This is a genomic window from Cupriavidus sp. F041 (genome assembly GCF_057814235.1).
The window spans coordinates 3,943,034-3,963,068 of the sequence record NZ_JBVASY010000002.1; the positions used below are offsets into that span (position 1 = coordinate 3,943,034).

15 protein-coding genes and 1 pseudogene are annotated in these 20,035 nt (G+C 66.8%); 9 read left to right on the top strand and 7 right to left on the bottom strand.

Features of this window, described 5'->3' with window-relative positions; translation table 11 throughout:
* The first annotated feature begins 31 nt into the window (after window positions 1-31).
* From gspD to gspF, 3 genes are read left to right on the top strand one after another with little or no spacing between them, the layout of a single operon-like run.
* Window positions 32-2,446, top strand: coding sequence for a type II secretion system secretin GspD (gene gspD / locus ACZY0R_RS35595; RefSeq protein ID WP_488865077.1), 2,415 nt, complete (start codon window positions 32-34; stop codon window positions 2,444-2,446).
* 8 nt (window positions 2,447-2,454) lie between these two features.
* Complete coding sequence (gspE, locus tag ACZY0R_RS35600) at window positions 2,455-3,993, top strand: type II secretion system ATPase GspE (protein ID WP_488865079.1); 1,539 nt, start codon at window positions 2,455-2,457, stop codon at window positions 3,991-3,993.
* Window positions 3,994-4,009: 16 nt separating this feature from the next.
* The gene (gene gspF, locus ACZY0R_RS35605) at window positions 4,010-5,227 is read left to right on the top strand and encodes a type II secretion system inner membrane protein GspF (RefSeq protein WP_045239267.1); all 1,218 of its coding nucleotides are present in this window, start codon (window positions 4,010-4,012) and stop codon (window positions 5,225-5,227) included.
* 1,222 nt (window positions 5,228-6,449) lie between these two features.
* Here the strand turns inward: gspF and ACZY0R_RS35610 are convergent.
* Window positions 6,450-7,239: pseudogene (locus ACZY0R_RS35610) on the bottom strand (NYN domain-containing protein); the annotation flags it as partial.
* A 327-nt stretch (window positions 7,240-7,566) separates the two neighbouring features.
* Between ACZY0R_RS35610 and ACZY0R_RS35615 the strand changes: the two are divergent.
* On the top strand, window positions 7,567-11,160 hold the full coding sequence (locus tag ACZY0R_RS35615) for an indolepyruvate ferredoxin oxidoreductase family protein (protein WP_488865081.1): 3,594 nt from the start codon (window positions 7,567-7,569) through the stop codon (window positions 11,158-11,160).
* Between the two features lie 236 nt (window positions 11,161-11,396).
* On the opposite strand, the gene ACZY0R_RS35620 is transcribed toward ACZY0R_RS35615, so the two are convergent.
* Window positions 11,397-11,855, bottom strand: coding sequence for a hypothetical protein (locus tag ACZY0R_RS35620; RefSeq protein ID WP_488865083.1), 459 nt, complete (start codon window positions 11,853-11,855; stop codon window positions 11,397-11,399).
* 62 nt (window positions 11,856-11,917) lie between these two features.
* Here ACZY0R_RS35620 and ACZY0R_RS35625 point away from each other — a divergent pair, with 62 nt between their 5' ends.
* Window positions 11,918-12,310: a hypothetical protein gene (locus ACZY0R_RS35625; RefSeq protein ID WP_488865085.1), complete on the top strand. Its 393-nt coding sequence runs from the start codon at window positions 11,918-11,920 to the stop codon at window positions 12,308-12,310.
* Window positions 12,311-12,439: 129 nt separating this feature from the next.
* Here ACZY0R_RS35625 and ACZY0R_RS35630 read toward each other — a convergent pair whose 3' ends face one another.
* The 5 genes from ACZY0R_RS35630 to ACZY0R_RS35650 form a co-directional block, all read right to left on the bottom strand.
* On the bottom strand, window positions 12,440-12,874 hold the full coding sequence (locus ACZY0R_RS35630; RefSeq protein ID WP_488865087.1) for a hypothetical protein: 435 nt from the start codon (window positions 12,872-12,874) through the stop codon (window positions 12,440-12,442).
* The gene (locus tag ACZY0R_RS35635) at window positions 12,871-13,470 is read right to left on the bottom strand and encodes a DUF4166 domain-containing protein (RefSeq protein ID WP_488865089.1); all 600 of its coding nucleotides are present in this window, start codon (window positions 13,468-13,470) and stop codon (window positions 12,871-12,873) included. Before ACZY0R_RS35635 ends, ACZY0R_RS35630 begins: the two co-directional genes overlap by 4 nt.
* The gene (locus ACZY0R_RS35640) at window positions 13,467-14,975 is read right to left on the bottom strand and encodes a TIGR01777 family oxidoreductase (protein WP_488865091.1); all 1,509 of its coding nucleotides are present in this window, start codon (window positions 14,973-14,975) and stop codon (window positions 13,467-13,469) included. The genes ACZY0R_RS35635 and ACZY0R_RS35640 overlap by 4 nt, the downstream gene beginning before the upstream one ends.
* A 92-nt stretch (window positions 14,976-15,067) precedes the next feature.
* Window positions 15,068-15,616, bottom strand: coding sequence for a GbsR/MarR family transcriptional regulator (locus ACZY0R_RS35645; protein WP_488865093.1), 549 nt, complete (start codon window positions 15,614-15,616; stop codon window positions 15,068-15,070).
* A 64-nt stretch (window positions 15,617-15,680) separates the two neighbouring features.
* Complete coding sequence (locus ACZY0R_RS35650) at window positions 15,681-16,295, bottom strand: HD domain-containing protein (protein WP_488865094.1); 615 nt, start codon at window positions 16,293-16,295, stop codon at window positions 15,681-15,683.
* Between the two features lie 128 nt (window positions 16,296-16,423).
* Here ACZY0R_RS35650 and ACZY0R_RS35655 point away from each other — a divergent pair, with 128 nt between their 5' ends.
* The 4 genes from ACZY0R_RS35655 (at window position 16,424) to ACZY0R_RS35670 (ending at window position 20,030) form a co-directional block, all read left to right on the top strand.
* The gene (locus ACZY0R_RS35655; protein WP_488865096.1) at window positions 16,424-16,843 is read left to right on the top strand and encodes a GNAT family acetyltransferase; all 420 of its coding nucleotides are present in this window, start codon (window positions 16,424-16,426) and stop codon (window positions 16,841-16,843) included.
* A gap of 15 nt (window positions 16,844-16,858) precedes the next feature.
* The gene (locus tag ACZY0R_RS35660) at window positions 16,859-17,278 is read left to right on the top strand and encodes a VOC family protein (RefSeq protein ID WP_488865098.1); all 420 of its coding nucleotides are present in this window, start codon (window positions 16,859-16,861) and stop codon (window positions 17,276-17,278) included.
* A 126-nt stretch (window positions 17,279-17,404) separates the two neighbouring features.
* Window positions 17,405-18,652: an MFS transporter gene (locus ACZY0R_RS35665; protein ID WP_488865100.1), complete on the top strand. Its 1,248-nt coding sequence runs from the start codon at window positions 17,405-17,407 to the stop codon at window positions 18,650-18,652.
* Between the two features lie 145 nt (window positions 18,653-18,797).
* The gene (locus ACZY0R_RS35670) at window positions 18,798-20,030 is read left to right on the top strand and encodes an MFS transporter (protein WP_488865102.1); all 1,233 of its coding nucleotides are present in this window, start codon (window positions 18,798-18,800) and stop codon (window positions 20,028-20,030) included.
* Window positions 20,031-20,035 lie beyond the last annotated feature (5 nt).

Consider the following 20,035-nt stretch of genomic DNA (forward strand, 5'->3'; position numbering starts at 1 on the left):
TCGCGCCGCCGCCCGCAGCCCGGAACCGAATATGAAAACCCAAGCCCTTCGACCTTCGCTCAAGACCCGCTGCGCCCGCGCCACCGCGCTGCTATGCGGCCTCTCCCTGCTGGCACCCGCGCCGCTGTGGGCCCAGCAACCGAGCCAGCCTGCCGCCCAGCCCGGCCAGCCGCCGGACCTGACCCCGGGCAACCGCGACCAGGTCGTGCTCAACTTCGTCAACGCCGACCTGGAGTCGGTAGTGAAGGCGGTGGGACAGGCCACCGGCAAGAACTTCGTCATCGACCCGCGCGTCAAGGGCTCCGTGAACCTGGTGACCGAGCAACCCGTGTCGCGCTCGCAGGCGCTCGAAACGCTGGGCTCGGTGCTGCGCATGCAGGGCTACGCGATGGTCGAGAGCAACGGTTTCACCAAGGTGGTGCCGGAAGCCGACGCCAAGCTGCAGGGCTCGCCGATCGTGGTCGGCGGCGGCAGGTCGCGCGGCGACCAGGTCGTGACCCAGGTGTTCCGCCTCAACTATGAGTCGGCCAACAACCTGGTGCCGGTGCTGCGGCCGATGATCGCGCCCAACAACACCATCACTGCCTACCCGGCCAACAACACGCTGGTCATTACCGACTACGCGGAAAACCTGCAGCGCCTGGCCCGCATCATTGCCGCCATCGACGCGCCGGCCTCTGGCGAGGTCGAGCTGGTGCCGCTCAGGAATGCCATTGCCAGCGATACCGCACTGGTGCTGCAAAAGCTGCTTGACCCGGGCGCCGCCGGTGCCGCTGGCGGCGCCGCGGCCGCCGCAGATGCCAGCCTGCGCACTTCGGTGGTGGCGGAGCCGCGCAGCAATTCGCTCATGATCCGCGCCTCGAGCCGGGCACGCTTGCAGCAAGCGCGCCAGCTCATAGAAAAGCTCGACCAGCCCTACGCGCGTCCGGGCAATATCTGGGTGGTGCCGCTGAAAAACGCCGAAGCCACCAAGCTGGCGCTGACGCTGCGGGCCATCGTGGCAGCCGACGGTTCCTTCAACACCAGTCAGTCCGGCACGCCTGGCGCGACCGGCGCGGGTGCCACCGGCGGCACCGGGCTGCTCAATACCTCGACGCCGGCCAGCGGCCAGTACACCGGCGGCACCACAGGCACGTCGCGCAGCGGCTCCGGATCTGGCTTCGGCTCGGGCAGTTCGGCATTCGCGAACTCATTCGCCACCAACACGTTGCCGACCACCGGGGGCATCATCCAGGCCGACCCGGCCACCAACTCGCTCATCATCACGGCCAGCGAACCGGTCTACCGCAACCTGCGCACAGTGATCGAAGACCTGGACGCCCGGCGCGCGCAGGTCTATATCGAGTCGATGATCGTGGAGGTGTCGTCCACCCAGACCGGCCAGCTCGGCATCCAGTGGCAAGGCCTGATCAACCCGCGCGGCAGCAATACCAACGTCTTTGCCGGCACCAACTTCGGCACCGGCGGCCAGAACATCATCAACCTGACCGGCGCCGCCGCTGCCATCAACGCAGGCGGCGTGGCAGCCATTCCTGCGGTCTCGGGCCTGGTACCGGACCTGGCCGGCCTGAACCTCGGCCTCGTCAACAAGGCGATGGGCCTGGGCGCCCTGCTGCACGCGCTTGGCGCCGACGGCAGTGTCAACCTGCTGTCCACCCCGAACCTGATCACGCTGGAGAACGAGGAAGCCAAGATCCTGATCGGCCAGAACATCCCGATCACCACCGGCTCCTATGCGCAGACCGGCGGCGCCGCGTCGGTCACGCCGTTCCAGACCTTCGACCGCAAGGACGTCGGCATCACGCTGCGGGTCAAGCCGCAGATCACCGACGGCGGGCTGGTAAAGATGCAGATCTACCAGGAGTCGTCGTCCGTGGTGCAAGGCACCGCCACCCTCACCCAGGGCCCGACCACCAATGTGCGCTCGATCGAAACCAACGTGCTGGTCGACGACGGCCAGATCATCGTGCTGGGCGGCCTGATCGAAGACACTTACGGCGACGGCGTGCAGAAGGTCCCGGGCCTGGGCGACCTGCCGCTGATCGGCGGGCTGTTCCGCTACGAGAACAAGAACCGCGGCAAGACCAACCTGCTGGTGTTCCTGCGGCCGTACGTGATGCGCACCGCCGGCGCCACCGACCGCCTGACGCAGGACCGCTACGAATACATGCGCACCCTGCAGCAAGGCTTTGTGTCGCCCAACATCATGGTGCGTGACGGCAATACGCCGGTGCTGCCGCCGGCGGATGCGCCGATGTCGCCCTTCGTCGACCCGCGCTCGCGCGGGCCGGTGCCGGGTCCGCTGCCGCTGGAACAGACGCTGCCGCAATCGCAGCAGCAACCGCAACAGCAGCCCCGCACGCAGAACCCGTCGGGCAATGACACGCCGCTGCCGAGCGTCAACCTTGGCAACGCGGCGGTGGATTCCACTCGCGCGGTGAACTGAGACAAGCCATGGCAACAAGCATCGCCCCCGCCGCAGCGTCCGACGACGTGCTAGAGCCACCGTCGACCATCGCCGCGCGGCTGGTCTCGTACGGCTTCGCGCGCGAGGCGCGCCTGCTGATCGCGCACCAGCGCGCCGATGGCCTGGAGGTGTGGGTGAGCCGCGCCACTTCGCCCGCGGCGCTGGCCGAAGTGGCGCGCGTGCACGGGCCGTTGCGCCTGCGCGTGCTGGAACCCGAGGCGCTCGAACATGCCATGTCCGAGGCGTACAACCGCCAGGACAGCGACAGCGCCGCCCAGGTGGTTGGCGAGGTGGAAGGCGAGGTCGACCTGTCGCGGCTGATGCAGGACATTCCCGCGGTGGAAGACCTGCTCGAATCCGAGGACGACGCGCCCATCATCCGCATGATCAACGCGCTGCTCACCCAGGCCGCGCGCGAAGGCGCCTCCGATATCCATATCGAGCCCTTCGAGTCTTCCTCGGTGGTGCGCTTTCGCGTGGACGGCACGCTGCGCGACGTGGTGCGCCCGAAAAAGGCACTGCATGGCGCGCTGATCTCGCGCATCAAGATCATGGCGCAGCTCGACATCGCGGAAAAACGCCTGCCGCAGGACGGCCGCATCACGCTGCGCGTGGGCGGACGTCCCGTGGACGTGCGCGTCTCCACCCTGCCCACCGGCCACGGCGAACGCGCGGTGTTGCGTCTGCTGGACAAGGAAGCCGGCCGCCTCGACCTGGCCAAGCTCGGCATGGCGCCGGGCACGCTGGCCGGTTTCGATCACCTGATCCGCCAGCCGCACGGCATCATGCTGGTGACGGGGCCGACCGGCTCGGGCAAGACCACCACGCTGTACGCCGCGCTGTCGCGGCTCGATTCGCGCACCACCAACATCATGACGGTGGAGGACCCGATCGAGTACGACCTGGACGGCATCGGCCAGACCCAGGTCAACCCGCGCATCGACATGACCTTCGGCAAGGCGCTGCGGGCTATCCTGCGCCAGGACCCGGACGTGGTGATGATCGGTGAAATCCGCGACCTGGAAACCGCGCAGATCGCGGTGCAGGCATCGCTGACCGGCCACCTGGTGCTGGCCACGCTGCACACCAACGATTCCGCCTCGGCGGTGACGCGCCTGGTCGACATGGGCATCGAGCCGTTCCTGCTGTCGTCGTCGCTGCTCGGCGTGCTGGCGCAGCGGCTGGTACGCCGGCTCTGCCAGCACTGCAAGCGCGAGGAAGTGGTCGAGGTCACGCCCGAGGCAGCCGAAGTGCTGCTTGCGCAAGGCAAGCCGCTGCAACGCATCTGGCATGCGGTGGGCTGCGACAAATGCGGCAACTCCGGCTATCAGGGCCGCATGGGCGTGTACGAGCTGCTGAGCGTCGACGACGAGATCCGCACCATGATTCACGGCCAGGCGGCCGAATCGGAAATCAAGAAAGTGGCTTTGGAGCGTGGCATGCACACCATGCGCCACGATGCGCAGCGCTGGATCGATTCCGGCGCCACCGCGCTGGAAGAAGTGCTGCGCGTGACGCGCGACTAAGGGACGGGCCGCATCCATGCCAGCCTATCGTTACGAGGCAGTCGACGCCGCCGGCAAGACCGACCGCGGGGTGATCGAAGCCGACAGCCCCAAGCAGGCCCGCGTCCACTTGCGCGCACGCGGCCTGACGCCGCTCAACGTCGATCCGCTGGCGGGCGTCGGCGGCGTGCAGAAGAGCAGCACCGCCGCCTTCGTGCGGCGGCTCTCCACGCAGGAACAGGCGCTGTTCACGCGCCAGCTCGCCAGCCTGATCGTGGCCGGGCTGCCGCTGGACGAAGCGCTGGCGGCGCTGGCCGACCAGGCCGAGCGCAGCTACGTGCACGAACTGCTGGCCGGCATCCGCGCCGACGTGGTCGGCGGCAGTTCGCTCTCGGCGGCATTGCTGCATCATCCGCGCGATTTTCCGGATATCTACCGCGCGCTGGTCTCCGCCGGCGAGCACTCGGGCCACCTCGGGCTGGTGCTGGAAAAGCTGGCCGACTATATCGAGACGCGCAACACGCTGACCTCCAAGATCCGGCTGGCCTTCACCTATCCTGCCATCGTTACCGTGGTGGCCTTCGCCATCGTGATCTTCCTGCTGTCCTACGTGGTGCCGCAGGTGGTGAGCGTATTCGCCAACACCAAGCAGAAGTTGCCGACACTGACCATCATCATGCTGGCGCTGTCGGATTTCGTGCGCAACTGGTGGTGGGCCGCGCTGGCGTTCATTGTGGCTGTAAGCCTGGGGATACGCAGTCTGCTGCGGCAGCCCGGTGTGCGCCTGGAGTGGCACCGCTGGCTGCTGACCGCGCCGCTGGTCGGCAAGCTGATCCGCGGCTACAACACCGCGCGCTTCGCCAGCACGCTGGCGATTCTCGTGTCGGCCGGCGTGCCGATCCTGCGCAGCTTGCAGGCAGCCGGCGAAACACTGACCAATGAGGCACTCAAGGCCAACGTGGACGATGCCACCATGCGCGTGCGCGAAGGCGCCTCGCTGGCGCGCGCGCTGGCGGCGCAGAACCAGTTTCCCTCGGTGCTGGTGCATCTGATCCGCTCCGGCGAAGCCACCGGCAACCTGCCGATCATGCTGGAGCGCGCGGCGCAGGGCGAAGGCGCGGAGCTGGAGCGCCGCACGCTGTTCCTCACCAGCCTGCTGGAGCCGCTGCTGATCCTCAGCATGGGCGTGGTGGTGCTGCTGATCGTGCTGGCGGTGCTGATGCCGATTATCGAGATCAATCAGTTGGTGCGGTAGGACCAGGCTTTGCCGCGCAAGCGGCTGAAATGCAAAACGGCGCCCTCGGGCGCCGTTTTGCATTTCTTGTTTCTACTGAGGCTTGCGAGCCGAAGTCACCCGCAAAGGCGTACTTCGGCTTCACCGCCCATAGCCTATTCGGCAGCCTTGGCGGCCTTCTTCGGCGCGCGCTTGGCAGGTGCCGCGGCGGCTGCCTTCTTGGCTGCCGGCGCCTTCTTGGCTGCCGGTGCTTTCTTCGCGGGCGCCGCTGCCTTCTTGGCGGGAGCCGCAGCCTTCTTGGCTGCTACCCTTTTGGCAGGCGCGGCAGCCTTCTTGGCCCGGGCCGGCGCCTTGGCTTTTGCCTTGGTCTCTGGCTCGCTCGCTTCGACGGCTTCAGCCGTTTCCACCTCGTCCACCTCGCCCACCAATTCCACCGATTCGACGGCTTCGCCCGGCTCGACGGCTTCGATTACCTCGGCAGCTTCGATCGGCTCGAATGCCTCTGGCACTTCGACAAACTCGACCACCTCGGCGACTTCGATTGTCTCGACGACCGGTGCTACCACCGTCGCGGACGGCGCCACGAAGATCGAACGGTCGATCGGCCACGGGATCTCGCTCAGCGTGACCTCGGGCTTGGGCGGCCGGCGGCGCGCACCGTTCGTATCGCCGGACTCGATTTCCGTCTGTTCATCTGCCTGCTGCTCATCGCCATCGAGGGCCAGCGCTTCACGCTCCAGGGCATCCATCGGATCGACCACGAAGGTGGCGACAGGCTGGCTCACGGGCGCGGGGGCAGCGAGTTCGGGCAGCGGTGCGGGCTGGACAGGCAGCGCCGGCTGCTGCGCAGGCGCCGGGCGCGATCCGAACTGTTGCTGGGAAGCCTGGCGATCATCGCCTTGACGACCTTCGCCACGACGGTTGTCGTTACGGCGACCGCGCTTTTCACGCCGCTCGCGGTTCTCGCCCTGGCGGTTCTCGTCCTGGCGGTTCTCGCCCTGGCGGTTCTCGCCCTGACGGTTCTCGCCCTGACGGTTCTCGCCCTGACGGTTCTCGCCCTGACGGTTCTCGCCCTGACGGTTCTCGCCCTGACGGTTCTCGGCCTGGCGGTTCTCGGCCTGGCGGTTCTCAGCCTGGCGGTTCTCAGCCTGACGGTTCTCGCCTTGGCGGCTCTCGCCCTGGCGGCTCTCGCCCTGGCGGCTCTCGCCCTGACGACCCTCACCCTGACGGTCTTCACCTTGACGAGCCTCGCCCTCACCCGGCTTCGAACGGCGCTTCAGCCGCACCCACAGCGTCTTGTTGTTGCCGCCGTTGCGAGTCTCGACTTCGAACAGGCCGGTGGCGGCCACCAGCTCGGAGAGCTTGCCATAGCCATAGTTGCGCGAATCGAACTCGGGTGCCTGCTTGGCGATATGGTTGCCCATGCCGCCGAGCGTGGCCCAGCCCTCTTCGTCCGAAACCGCTTGCGATGCGCTTTGCAGCAGGCGGACCAGGCGCGAATCCTGGCGCAGCTCACCGCTGTTGCGCTTGCGCGCGGGCGCGGCGGCACCGTCGGATTCCGTATCGGTGTCGGCGTCGCTGTCGCTGCGCAGCACGTCGGCAAAAATAAACTTGTCGCAGGCCGTGACGAATGGCTTGGGCGTCTTGCGTTCGCCGAAGCCGTACACGGTCAGCCCCTGCTCGCGGATACGCGAGGCCAGGCGGGTGAAATCGCTGTCGCTGGAAACGATGCAGAAGCCGTCGAAGCGGCCTGTGTACAGCAGGTCCATCGCGTCGATGATCATTGCGCTGTCGGTGGCGTTCTTGCCTACCGTGTAGCGGAACTGCTGGATCGGCTGGATGGAGTGCGAGAGCAGGCGCTCCTTCCAGCCGGCCAGGTTGGGCTTGGTCCAGTCGCCGTAGATCCGCTTGACGGCGGCCACGCCGTACTTGGCGACTTCGGCCAGCAGGCCTTCGACGATGGCGGGCGCCGCATTGTCGGCGTCGATCAGCACAGCCAGGGTCGCAGTGCCCTGGCGGGAGGAAATAGTCATGTTGGGTCCTGGAGGCCGGTCGGCCTCGGATGGGGCGGGTTGCACCACGGCGTGATCCCTTGGGATATGACGCTCGGCTCGCATCTGCCCGTTTGTTGCGTAAACCTGTTTGCAACGCAGTGTACACGCGAAGCGTGTCCATACGGGAAACCACGCCCCGGGCAGCCGCACTTTTTGCTGCATCGCAAGGTGCCGCGCCCTCCGGCGCGGTGCTACCATGCGCCAAAGAGACACGGCCGTTTTCCGCCTTCACAAGAGGCGGCGCACGGTCGCCCACAACTGAAGTGAGTCGGCGATCCCGACTGCATGCCCCATAGAGGAGCACCTATGAATGCCCCACTGACCCCTCCGGTCAGCGACGCCATCCGCCGCGCGCTCGAAAATGTTTCCCTCGAAGATAAATACACGCTAGATCGCGGCCGCGTCTATATCAGCGGCACGCAGGCCCTGGTACGCCTGCCGATGTTGCAACGCGAGCGCGACCGCGCCGCCGGCCTGAACACCGCGGGCTTTATCTCCGGCTATCGCGGCTCGCCGCTGGGCGCGCTGGACCAGTCGCTGTGGAAGGCCAAGCAGCACCTGGCCGCGCACGACATCGTGTTCCAGGCGGGATTGAACGAGGATCTGGCCGCCACTTCCGTATGGGGCTCGCAGCAGGTCAATATGTACCCGGATGCCAGGTTCGAAGGCGTATTCGGCATGTGGTACGGCAAAGGTCCGGGCGTGGACCGCACCAGCGACGTCTTCAAGCACGCCAACTCCGCCGGCTCCTCGAAGCACGGCGGCGTGCTGGTGCTGGCGGGCGACGACCACGCGGCCAAATCGTCCACGCTGGCGCACCAGTCCGAGCACATCTTCAAGGCTTGCGGCCTGCCGGTGCTCTACCCCTCGAACGTGCAGGAATACCTCGACTACGGCCTGCACGCCTGGGCCATGAGCCGCTACTCCGGGCTGTGGGTGTCGATGAAATGCGTGACTGACGTGGTGGAATCGTCGGCCTCGGTGGAACTGGATCCGCACCGCGTGGAAATCGTGCTGCCGGAGGATTTCATCCTGCCGCCGGGCGGCCTCAATATCCGCTGGCCCGATCCGCCGCTGGAGCAGGAAGCGCGCCTGCTGGATTACAAGTGGTACGCCGGCCTGGCCTATGTGCGCGCCAACAAGATCGACCGCATCGAGATCGATTCGCCGCATGCCCGCTTCGGCATCATGACAGGCGGCAAGGCCTATCTCGACACGCGCCAGGCGCTGGCCAACCTGGGCCTGGACGACGAGACCTGCGCGCGCATCGGCATCCGCCTGTACAAGGTGGGCTGCGTGTGGCCGCTGGAAGCGCACGGCGCACGCGCCTTTGCCGAAGGCCTGCAGGAAATCCTGGTGGTCGAGGAAAAGCGCCAGATCATGGAGTACGCGCTCAAGGAAGAGCTGTACAACTGGCGCGACGATGTGCGCCCCAAGGTCTACGGCAAGTTTGACGAAAAGGACAACGCGGGCGGCGAATGGTCGATCCCGCAGAGCAACTGGCTGCTGCCGGCGCACTATGAACTGTCGCCCGCCATCATCGCCCGCGCCATCGCCACCCGGCTCGAAAAGTTCGAACTGCCGTCGGACGTGCGCGCACGCATTGCCGCGCGCATCGCGGTGATCGAGGCCAAGGAAAAAGCCATGGCCGTGCCGCGCGTGGCGGCCGAGCGCAAGCCCTGGTTCTGCTCGGGCTGCCCGCACAATACGTCGACCAACGTGCCCGAAGGCTCGCGCGCCCTGGCCGGCATCGGCTGCCATTACATGACGGTGTGGATGGACCGCAGCACCAGCACGTTCAGCCAGATGGGCGGCGAAGGCGTGGCATGGATCGGGCAGGCGCCGTTCGCCGGCGACAAGCACGTGTTCGCCAACCTGGGCGACGGCACCTACTTCCACTCCGGGCTGCTGGCGATCCGCGCGTCGATCGCTGCCAACGTCAACATCACCTACAAGATCCTCTACAACGATGCGGTGGCCATGACCGGCGGCCAGCCCGTCGACGGCAAGCTGTCGGTGCAGGACGTGGCCTTCCAGGTTGCGGCCGAAGGCGCGAAGAAAATCGTCGTCGTCACCGACGAGCCGGAGAAATACAGCGCCGCCATCAAGCTGCCGCAAGGCGTGGAAGTGCATCACCGCGACCAGCTCGACAGGATCCAGCGCGAACTGCGCGAGGTGCCCGGCGCCACCATCCTGATCTACGACCAGACCTGCGCCACCGAGAAGCGGCGCCGCCGCAAGCGCGGCACTTACCCCGATCCGGCAAAGCGCGCCTTCATCAACGACGCGGTCTGCGAAGGCTGTGGCGATTGCTCGGTAAAGTCCAACTGCCTGTCGGTGGAACCGCTGGAAACGGAGCTTGGCACCAAGCGCCAGATCAACCAGTCATCGTGCAACAAGGACTTCTCGTGCGTCAACGGCTTCTGCCCGAGCTTTGTCACGGCGGAAGGCGCGCAGGTGAAGAAGCCCGAGCGCCACGGCGTGTCGATGGACAACCTGCCCGCATTGCCGGAACCCGCGCTGCCTGGGCTTGACCATCCCTTCGGCGTGCTGGTCACGGGCGTAGGCGGCACCGGCGTCGTCACCATCGGCGGCCTGCTGGGCATGGCGGCACACCTGGAGAACAAGGGCGTGACCGTGCTCGACATGGCGGGCCTGGCGCAGAAAGGCGGTGCGGTGCTGTCGCACGTGCAGATCGCCGCGCATCCCGACCAGCTCCACGCCACCCGCATCGCCATGGGCGAGGCGGACCTGGTGATCGGCTGCGACGCCATCGTCAGCGCCATCGACGATGTCATCTCCAAGACCCAGGTCGGGCGCACGCGTGCCGTCATCAACACCGCGCAGACGCCCACCGCCGAGTTCATCAAGAACCCCAAGTGGCAGTTCCCCGGCCTGTCGGCAGAACAGGATGTGCGCAACGCGGTCGGCGAAGCTTGCGACTTCATCAACGCCAGCGGCCTGGCCGTGGCGCTGATCGGCGATGCCATCTTTACCAATCCGCTGGTGCTGGGCTACGCCTGGCAAAAGGGATGGCTGCCGCTATCGCTGGACGCCCTGGTGCGCGCCATCGAACTCAACGGCACGGCGGTGGAAAAGAACAAGGCAGCATTCGACTGGGGCCGCCACATGGCGCACGACCCTGAGCATGTGCTGTCGCTCACCGGCAAACTGCGCAGCACCGCCGAAGGCGCCGAGGTAGTCAAGCTGCCCACCTCCTCCGGCGCCATGCTGGAAAAGCTGATCGCGCACCGCGCCGAACACCTGACTGCCTATCAGGATGCGGCTTACGCGCAGACCTTCCGCGACGCGGTGAACCGTGTGCGCGCAGCGGAAAGCGCGCTGGTCGGCAGCGGCAAGCCGTTGCCGCTGACCGAAGCGGCGACACGCAATCTCGCCAAGCTGATGGCCTACAAGGACGAGTACGAAGTCGCGCGGCTCTATACCGACCCGGTCTTCCTCGACAAGCTGCGCAACCAGTTCGAAGGCGAGCCCGGCCGCGACTACCAGCTCAATTTCTGGCTGGCGCCACCGCTGATGGCCAAGCGCGATGAGAAGGGGCATCTGGTAAAACGCCGCTTCGGCCCGTCCACGATGAAGCTCTTCGACGTGCTCGCCAGGTTGAAGGGCCTGCGCGGCGGCGTGTTCGATGTGTTCGGCAAGACCGCCGAGCGCCGCACCGAGCGCGCGCTGATCGGCGAGTATCGTGCCTTGCTGGACGAACTGACAAGCGGCCTGAGCGCAGCCAACCACGCAACCGCGATCACGCTGGCGAGCCTGCCGGACGACATTCGCGGCTTCGGGCATGTCAAGGACGACAACCTGGCGAAAGTGCGTACGCGCTGGACGGCGCTGCTGGAGCAGTTCCGGCATCCGGAGTCGGCGCAGCAGGTGGCTTGAGTTTCAGGTTGAACGGAGCGCTGCCGCGAAGGGGCGCTCCGGTTGCTGTCGGACCCCACATTTTCGGAGATGTGGGGTCTTTTTATTTCCGGCGTGGCTGCTGTCGGAGCCAATTCTTGCTTCGCACGGCAAGATGGCACTGCGCATCTCGTTATGCGGAACTCAGTGTCCTTCGTCCCGCAGCACCTGAATCGCATTGATCGACTTTTTCGTCCGCTGACGGCCAAACCTGGCCCTTACTGGTGAGCGATGCCGGTATCTTCTGGCATCGGCAACCCGGTGAACTTCACCCTATGAGTAGGCATGTCGCAACAGGCATGTGGGCATGCAGGAAGAAAATCGACCCCTACCGCGCGACCTGACTCCCCCATTGCGGGATCATCCAGGAACGTTGCCCGTGCGCTGGTATGAATTCTTGGGGGATTGAATCCCCGGCTGACAAGAAAGTGACGAACTGTCTCGGCACGCGCGCTGACAAGTCGCCTCCCACCTGTATCGCCACCGACCAGATATGCCGCAATGAAGAAATAGTCGTAGTTCGGGTAGTGAACCCGCAGGTCCGCGAGCCAAGTCCCAAGCTTGAGCGCCGCACTGGCATTCAGCGTGTGTACATTCTTCGGGAACTGAAGGTCTACTCCCTTCACGCGTGGACTGCAAGCGAAGGCCACGCTATTCGACAGGCACATCGACAGCATGGCGCATCCGACCCACCGCCGATACGAACTCGCCGCAGGGCAGATAGCACTACTGGAGGCGCATGAAACCAGAATTCAGCCTGTTGCAGATGAGAGATGTTTGGATTGATGCCTACAAATATGGCGACATCGATCAGTTGGATTTCGTGCAGAGCGCCCACTTCTTTGTGAAGCGAGGCGAGATGATCCTGACCAAGCAGCAACAACTTGGACACATACGTACACGCGTGGCTGCAAACGCATGGCGCGCTGACGAATTGAACGCTCACGATGAAACAAAAGACGTGATGGAGCACGCCGAGTGGGCAACGACCTCCGGCACTGGTTCAATGAGACAGAACGGGAGGGTGCTCTCCCGATTCAGGTTTCTGGAACTCTGGCTGGTCAGTGACGGGCGATGGCAGGTCGCCGCGTTGTGTTGTGAGGATGCCGGCAACCGTGAGACATCGAGCTAGCCTTGTTTCCCCAAGCGGAACGCATGCCGCTATACGACTCGACGCGGGAAGCGGCTGCGTCAGCGTCTGGTAGCCGCCAGGCACGCCATGCGCGATGGAAGGGGTAGAGACATTGCTGACGCAGCAATATCAGCAGTCCCGCTGCTTCAACGCGAACAGCGTCATCCCCCAGAACGGCACCCACCAGACCAGATCGCTGCACAGCACGAACAGGCCGCTGCGCCATTCGAAGACGCCAGTCAGCGCGCCATGCAGGAAGCCCAGCGGCCCCAGCGTCTTGCCCACCAGGCCCACCACCACCAGCGGCCAGTAGCGCAGCATGTCCTGCGCCGCGATCCAGTATCCCAGCGCGTAGACGCCCACCATCATGCCGATGCAGCGGATCATGGCGTCCGGCGTGACGGGCATGCCCAGCCAGTCGAAGATCTGCGACGGCCACAGGCTCAGCGCAATCGCATAGAGCAGGTTATAGAGCGCGGCCAGCCGCAATACCGCGGGCATCCACGCTGGTATGCGGGGCAGGCTGACGGACGCATTGCGCCCGATGGTCGGGTCGGACTTCATTCCACATTCTCCAGGTGAGTGTCAGGTTCAGGTTCAGGCTCGCGGATGGCGAGCACGCCGTCGTAGCGCAGCAGGTAGCCCAGGCGTGGCGCCCATATGCGCACGTCGCAGCGATAGCGGTCCGCATCCAGTGCGCGTTCGCTGGCCAGCACGTGCAGCCACGGCACGGTCAGGCCGAACAGGCTGACACCGCGGCTGGCCTGCCGCAGGCGCCCGGCACCATCGACACGCGTTGCCAGCACGATGGCCAGCGGCCCCATGCGTTCCGTCACTTGCCCGGCCCGCGCGTGCCGCATGCGGCTTGCCACGGTGTGCCCGCCGATGCTGCGGTGCCAGCGCTCGCCGGCGGGCTCCGGCGAGATGGTCACAAGGCACGCCGCCGCCACCGCGGGCCGGGGCAGCCCCGACAGCCGCATCAGCGCGCGCAGCCAGCCCCGCGCACTCCAGCGCACGCTCAGCGTGCCGTGCAAGTGCACGCCCTCGGCACGATGCACGCGCCGCAGCACCGGCGGCAGGCTGGCAAGGGCGGTCCCCAGCATGGTCCCGTACAGGCCTTGCGGGCCAGCGTCCGGGCCTTGCGCGGCGAGCGTGTTCATCCACGTGCCCGCCCGTTGCCGAGCAGGTCCTCCAGCGCCAGTTGCAGGGTCGGGAAGCGGAAGGCATAGCCTTCCCGCTGCAGGCGCGCCGGCGCCGCGCGCAGCCCGTCGAGCAGCAGCGTGGCCTGCTCGCCCAGCGCAAGACGCATGGGCCAGGCCGGCGTCGGCATCCAGGCCGGGCGGTGCAGCACAGCGGCGGCGATGCGGACCAGGCCGGCCTGCGTGGGAGTCTCAGGCGCCACCAGGTTGTAGGTGGCGATGGCGCCTTCGCTTGCCGGCGCCGCTCCACGGCACAGCCACGCGATCGCGCCAAGCACGTCGTCGATGTGGATCCAGCTCTGCGCCTGGCGGCCGCCGCCCATCGGGCCGCCAAAGCCCAGCCGCACCGGCATCAGCATGGCCGGCAGTGCGCCCTGGTGGCCGTAGACCACACCCAGGCGCAGGATGGCCAGCGGAATGCCGAGCCCGGCCACGGCGTGCGCCGCCTGCTCCCATTCCCGGCACAGTTGCGAGGCGAAGAGATCCTGCGGCGCGCTGGCTTCGGTACGCTCGCGCAAATCGTCGTCGGCCTGGATGCCGTAGTAGCCCACCGCCGAACCGTTGATCAGCAGACGCGGCCGGTGCGTGGCCGACGCGAGCCAGGCAGTCAGCGCGCGGGTGGTGCCCACGCGGCTCTCCACCAGGCTGCGCTTGCGCGCGGCGCTCCAGCGCGAGCCCAGGATAGGTGCGCCGGCGAGGTTCACCACGACATCGAAGCGCGTGGCAGGATCGAGTTCCGCGAGGGCGCCGACGCACGCCGCGCGGCCATCGAACAGCTGCGATGCCACGCGCGGGTTGCGCGCCCAGATCGTGACGCGGTGCCCGTCCGCCAGCAGCGCCCGCACCAGCGCCTGGCCAATGAAACCGGTGCCGCCGGTCAGCAGGAAGGATTGCGCGCGCCGCGCCGTATCGGCCCCGGCAAAATCGAACGCAGGCACCGTGCCGGCACGGCTGGCAAGCGCGCGGCTCGCCAGCGCATCGCGCACCCCGGACGCCGCCACGCCCAGCGCGAACACGCTCAGCACCCAGCTTTGCCAGCCTTGCGGATTGACATGCAGGCCGGCCGGCAATTGCCACCATGCTTGCGAATGCCACGCCAGCAGGCCGAAGATCACCCCGCCGTTGATGGCCAGCACGGTGTGCGTCACCCGCTCGCTCGGCGGCAGGCTGCGGGTCTGGTCCTCCACCACGAAGTCGCGCAGCGTCAGCAGGATCTCGATGGCAATGATGGCCCACAGGGGAACCAGCCATGCGCCACCCCACGCAAACCACGCCAGGCCGGCGAACAGCACGCCGTACAGCACCGCCCGGATCGCGTGCAGGCGCAACTCCGGCGCGGCGTTGTGCTGCTGCGGCAGTGCGCAGCGCATCTCATGGTGCCAGACGGTATCGAAGGCGCCCATCAATCCCTGCACGATCAGCAGGTTGAGGATGACGGTATGGAGCGTGTCGCTGGTCGGGTCCATCTCAAGCATCCTTAATTACAATAATTTCTGTTGAAAGAGAAATATCAAGTCAAAAAAACGGCCACCATGGCGGCCGGTTCTTCATGCCTGTGCTATTTGCCAGCTTCGCGGGCGCGCTGGTCGCCACGCACCAGCTTCTGGATGCGCGCGCCCAGTTTCATCACCTTGACCAGGGTGTCGGGCGAGAGCAGCAGCATCTCGTCGCCCCAGCTGCCCAGCGTTTCCATCAGCTGCAGCGTGGCGATGATGCGCTTCTGCACTTCCTTGCTCTCCTTGGCGAAGGCGGGATTGTTCACGCATTCGTGCAAGGCATCGATGGTGGGATCGAACTCGCGCTGCTTGCGCTCGCGCACCACGGTGCGGAACAGGTCCCACACGTCGGTGACGGTCTCGAAGTGATCGCGCCGGTCGCCCATCATGTGCACGGTGCGGATCAGCTTCCAGTTCTGCAGCTCTTTCAGGCTGTTGCTGACGTTGGAGCGCGCGACGTTCAGCGTGTCGGCGATTTCCTCGGCCGGCAGCGGGTGCTCGGCAAGGAATAGCAGGGCGTGAATCTGCGCGACAGTGCGATTGACGCCCCACTTCGAGCCCATTTCGCCCCAGTGCAGGACGAATCGTTGTGCGACCGGTTGAAGTTCCATGCCTGACAGTTTATCCGTTCGGAAATTTCCGTCAAGACAGAAATCCAATTTCAGGCAAGCAGGCTCAGGCTGGCTGCGCCAGCGTGCTTTCGTTTTCCTTCACGTATATCGAGTTGCGCGGACGCGCGAACACCCGCCGCACCATCGGCTCGAAGAAGGACAGCGGCAGCGTGTCGTAGTCCTGCGTGAAAGCCGCGCCGTCATACTTGGCGCAGAACTCGGCGGTGCGTTCAAACAGCTCGGGCTGGTCGCGGAATTGCTCGCGCAGGTTGCGGTCGAGCCCAAGGTGGTGAAAAAAGTAGTAGCCCTGGAACACGCCGTGCTTCTCGACCATCCAGAGGTTTTCCGGGCTGACGAAAGGCTTGAGGATGGCGGCGGCGATATCGGGATGGTTGAACGTGCCAAGCGTATCGCCGATATCGTGCAACAGCGCGCACACCACGTACTCTTCGTCGCGCCCGTCGCGGTGGGCCAGCGTGGCGGTCTGCAGGCAGTGGGTCAGGCGGTCGATGGGGAAGCCGCCGTAGTCGCCGTCGAGCAGCTTGAGGTGATCGAGCACGCGGTCGGCCAGCGCGTGCGCGAACGGCATGAATTCCGCGGATATCGCGGCCCAGTCCTCGCGCGTGCCTTGTTCCATGTGGCTGAAGGTGGCACGGGCGTGCGTAGTCGTCTCGCTCATCGTGGGGTCTCCGTGCAGGGTGATCCTGCTTGTTTTGATGGTGATGAGCAACGATTCTGGCACAGGTTTCGCGGCTACACTGTCAAGGACTTAACAATGCAGCCGTGTGCCGCGGCGCATCAATCCGCATGCAGATCCGCCCTTACCTGGCTGCCGACGAAGCCGCCATCATCGACCTGTGGCACACCTGCGGCCTGACCCGGCCGTGGAACGACCCGAAGAAAGACATCGCCCGCAAGCTGACTGAACAGCCGGAGCTGTTCCTGGTCGGGGAAGTGGACGGCCAGCCGGTGGCATCGGCCATGGTTGGCTTCGACGGCCATCGCGGCTGGGTCTACTACCTTGCCGTGCATCCCGACCACCAGCGCCGCGATCATGGCCGCCGCCTGATGGCGCATGCCGAGCAATTGCTGATCGAGCGCGGCTGCCCCAAGATCAACCTGCTGGTACGCACCGGCAACAGCAGGGTCATCGACTTCTACCGCAGCCTCGGGTACGCGCAGGACGAAGCGCTCAGCCTGGGCAAGCGGCTGATTCCGGATATCTGAGCGAGGTCAAGCGCCATGTTCCACATCCTCGGCATCGATCACCTGGTCCTGCGCACCGGCAACGTGACGGCGCTGATGCGCTTCTACGTGGACGTGCTTGGCTGCAGCCTGGAACGCGTGCAGCCGGACTTCGGCCTGATCCAGTTGCGCGCCGGCGGCGCCCTGATCGACCTGATCGACCTGGTCGCGCTGGACGGCCCGCTCGGCCGCGCGGGCGGCGCCGGCCCCGGCAAGGAAGGCCGGAACCTCGACCACTTCTGCCTGCGCCTCGATCCCTTCGACGCGGATGCGCTTGGCGCCCACCTGCGCGCGCGCGGGGTGGAGCCGGGGCCGGTGGAGATGCGTTTCGGCGCCGAGGGCAAAGGCCCGTCGATCTACGTGCAGGATCCCGAGGGCAATGTCGTGGAGCTGAAAGGACCGCCCGCAAACATGTGACGCAACGTGGGCATTTCGCCCGGATGCCCGCTACAATTCCCGCTTGGCCCTCGCCGCCACTCGCGCCATCCGCCCCCCTCCACGGCGGTCCCCGGCACAGCGGCAACGACCGCGTCCAGGCGCGCAATGACAAGACACGAAGCTTCTCCCGGCAGGTCCCCCATCTCGCCACGTCAGCTGGTCTGGACCCTCGGCATCACCGAGACCATTTCCTGGGGCACGATGTTTTTTGCCTTCACCGTCTTTATCGCCCCGATGAGCGCGACGCTGGGCTACTCCAAACCCTTCCTCGCCGGCGGCTATTCGCTGGGCCTGCTGGTCTGGGCCATGTGCTCGTTTGCCGTGGGCCGGCTGCTTGACCGCGTGCAGGCGCGCATCGTGATGTGCGCGGGATCGGTGCTGGCGGGCTGCGGTTTGCTGCTGTGGGCGTGGAGCCCGAACCGGGCGGCCTTCCTGCTGATGTGGATACCGCTCGGGCTGGCCATGGCGACCACCCTGTACGAGCCCGCCTTCGTGGTGCTGCGCCAGGCCTTTGGCGACGGCTACCAGAAGTCCATCGTCACCGTCACGCTGATGGCCGGCTTTGCCAGCACCATCTTCGTGCCGCTGGCGCAATGGCTGGTGCTGCATCTGGGCTGGCGCGAAACGCTGCTGTGCTTCGCCGGGCTCAACCTGCTGGTCTGCGCGCCCTTGCATGCGCGCCTGCGCTACGTGGCGCATGCCTCCTATGCCGCCGCCCCGGCGCCGGCCCCGCTGGAGAACGCGGCGCAGCCCGGTATTGCGCATATGGCCTTGCGACAGCCGGTGTTCTGGGCCGTGGTGCTGGCCTTCACCGCGCTGTCGGTGATCGCCTCGCTGCTTGGCGCCCACCTGATCCCGCTGCTGACCGAAAAAGGCCTGCCGCTGGGCGAACAACTGGTGGTGGCCGCACTGATCGGACCGGCCCAGGTGTTCGGCCGCCTGGTGATGATGCGCTTCCCCGTGCGCCACCCGCTGCGGCTGTCGCTGCCGGTGTACGTGGTGATGAGCGTGGGGCTGCTGTGCTTTGCCCTCGGCTACGGCAAGTGGCTGATGCTGGCCGCAGTGCTCTACGGCTGCGCCAACGGCATCAACACCATGCTGCGCGCCATGGCCATGCCGGAGCTGATCTCGCGCCACCATTACGCCACGCTCAACGGGCTGATGATGACGCCGGTGCTGCTGATGCAGGCCGCCGCCCCCTGGCTGGGCGCCTTGCTGTGGCGGGCCGCGGGCGGTTACTGGCTGATGCTGTGGGTGATGGTGGCCCTGGCGCTGACGGCGCTGGCTGCCTTCGGGTTCGCGCTGCACCGGCGCGGCCTGCTGCGTACATCCAGCCACGCCGCGGCGGCCTAGGAACGCAGCGGCGGGCAACGGGCCTGGGCGGTACGGTCATGCGCCCGACGCACCGATATGCGACGATGCGGGGCTCGACTACCCTGCAGCGCCCGCCAGGACACCTCGGCGCCACCGCGCGTGGCCGGAGATGCCCGCCGCATCCATGCCCGATTCCACTTCCAGCAATCTGACCCGGCCGCCTTCGCCCTCCTCCGCCGCTCCGGCCATTGCCCCGGTCGGCGCGCGCCGCGTGGAGCACGCCGCGCGCGCCACCATGGCGCTGTTTTTCGTCAACGGCGCCACCTTCGCCACCTGGGGCGTGCATATCCCCACCATCAAGGCCCGCTTCGGACTGTCGGATGCCGTGCTGTCCCTGGCCATGCTGGCGGTGGCCGGGGGCGCCATCGCCGCGATGGGGCCGGTGGGGCGCTGGGTGGCGCGCGTGGGCAGCGCCAGCGCCTGCCGGCGCAGCGGCCTGGTCTATGCAATCGCCACCGCCGCCCTTCTCGCCATGCCGCAGTTTGCCTTGCTGATCCCGGCGCTGATCGCCTTCGGCATGGCCAACGCGGCCTTCGACGTGGGCATGAACGCGCAGGCCGCCACGGTGGAGGCCAGCCGCGCGCGGCCCGTCATGTCGGCGCTGCACGGCATGTTCAGCCTGGGCGGCATGGCAGGCGCGGCCGTTGCCGGCGTACTGCTGGGCCTGGGCGTGCCGCCGCTGGCGCACGCCATCGGCATGGCGGCGCTGACGGCGGCGGTTACCGCCGGCGTGGCACCGTGGCTGCTGGATGACCATCCGGTGCCGTCGCCTTCCGCGCACCACCGCGCGCATGCGGTTCGCGCGCTCTGGCTGCTGGGCCTGATGGCCTTCCTGGGGCTGGTTGGCGAAGGGGCGATGTACGACTGGTCCAGCGTCTATATGCGGGAGGTGACGCTGGCGCCCGACGCCTGGATCAGCGCCGGCTATGCCGCCTTTTCCGGCGGCATGGCTTGCGGCCGCTTTGGCGGCGACCGCCTGCGCGCGCGCTGGTCGGACGCGCGCACGCTCGGAGGCAGTGCCTGGGTGGCGTTCGTGGGCATCATGCTGGCGCTGCTGTGGCCCGCGCCGGTGGCGACCCTGACCGGCTTTGCGCTGATGGGCCTGGGCGCGGCCAACATGGTGCCGATCTTCTTCGTGGCGGCGTCGCGGCTGCCGGGCGTGGCGCCGGCCGAGGCGATCGCGCGCGTGGCGCGCTTTGCGTATGTCGGCTTGCTGCTGGGGCCGGTGATGATCGGTGGCGTGGCCCACGCGAGCAGCCTGCAATATGGGCTGGGCGTGGTCGCCCTCACAATGGGCTGGATCGCCCTGGCGGGCGCCCGGCTGGCGCGCCCTTACCTGTCCGCCCGCAAAGGGTAGCAGCG

Coding starts and splice junctions, on each gene's coding strand:
- gspD (WP_488865077.1), top strand. CDS start 32: ATGAAAACCCAAGCCCTTCGACCTTCGCTCAAGACCCGCTGCGCCCGC.
- gspE (WP_488865079.1), top strand. CDS start 2,455: ATGGCAACAAGCATCGCCCCCGCCGCAGCGTCCGACGACGTGCTAGAG.
- gspF (WP_045239267.1), top strand. CDS start 4,010: ATGCCAGCCTATCGTTACGAGGCAGTCGACGCCGCCGGCAAGACCGAC.
- ACZY0R_RS35615 (WP_488865081.1), top strand. CDS start 7,567: ATGAATGCCCCACTGACCCCTCCGGTCAGCGACGCCATCCGCCGCGCG.
- ACZY0R_RS35620 (WP_488865083.1), bottom strand. CDS start 11,855: ATGCTGTCGATGTGCCTGTCGAATAGCGTGGCCTTCGCTTGCAGTCCA.
- ACZY0R_RS35625 (WP_488865085.1), top strand. CDS start 11,918: ATGAAACCAGAATTCAGCCTGTTGCAGATGAGAGATGTTTGGATTGAT.
- ACZY0R_RS35630 (WP_488865087.1), bottom strand. CDS start 12,874: ATGAAGTCCGACCCGACCATCGGGCGCAATGCGTCCGTCAGCCTGCCC.
- ACZY0R_RS35635 (WP_488865089.1), bottom strand. CDS start 13,470: ATGAACACGCTCGCCGCGCAAGGCCCGGACGCTGGCCCGCAAGGCCTG.
- ACZY0R_RS35640 (WP_488865091.1), bottom strand. CDS start 14,975: ATGGACCCGACCAGCGACACGCTCCATACCGTCATCCTCAACCTGCTG.
- ACZY0R_RS35645 (WP_488865093.1), bottom strand. CDS start 15,616: ATGGAACTTCAACCGGTCGCACAACGATTCGTCCTGCACTGGGGCGAA.
- ACZY0R_RS35650 (WP_488865094.1), bottom strand. CDS start 16,295: ATGAGCGAGACGACTACGCACGCCCGTGCCACCTTCAGCCACATGGAA.
- ACZY0R_RS35655 (WP_488865096.1), top strand. CDS start 16,424: ATGCAGATCCGCCCTTACCTGGCTGCCGACGAAGCCGCCATCATCGAC.
- ACZY0R_RS35660 (WP_488865098.1), top strand. CDS start 16,859: ATGTTCCACATCCTCGGCATCGATCACCTGGTCCTGCGCACCGGCAAC.
- ACZY0R_RS35665 (WP_488865100.1), top strand. CDS start 17,405: ATGACAAGACACGAAGCTTCTCCCGGCAGGTCCCCCATCTCGCCACGT.
- ACZY0R_RS35670 (WP_488865102.1), top strand. CDS start 18,798: ATGCCCGATTCCACTTCCAGCAATCTGACCCGGCCGCCTTCGCCCTCC.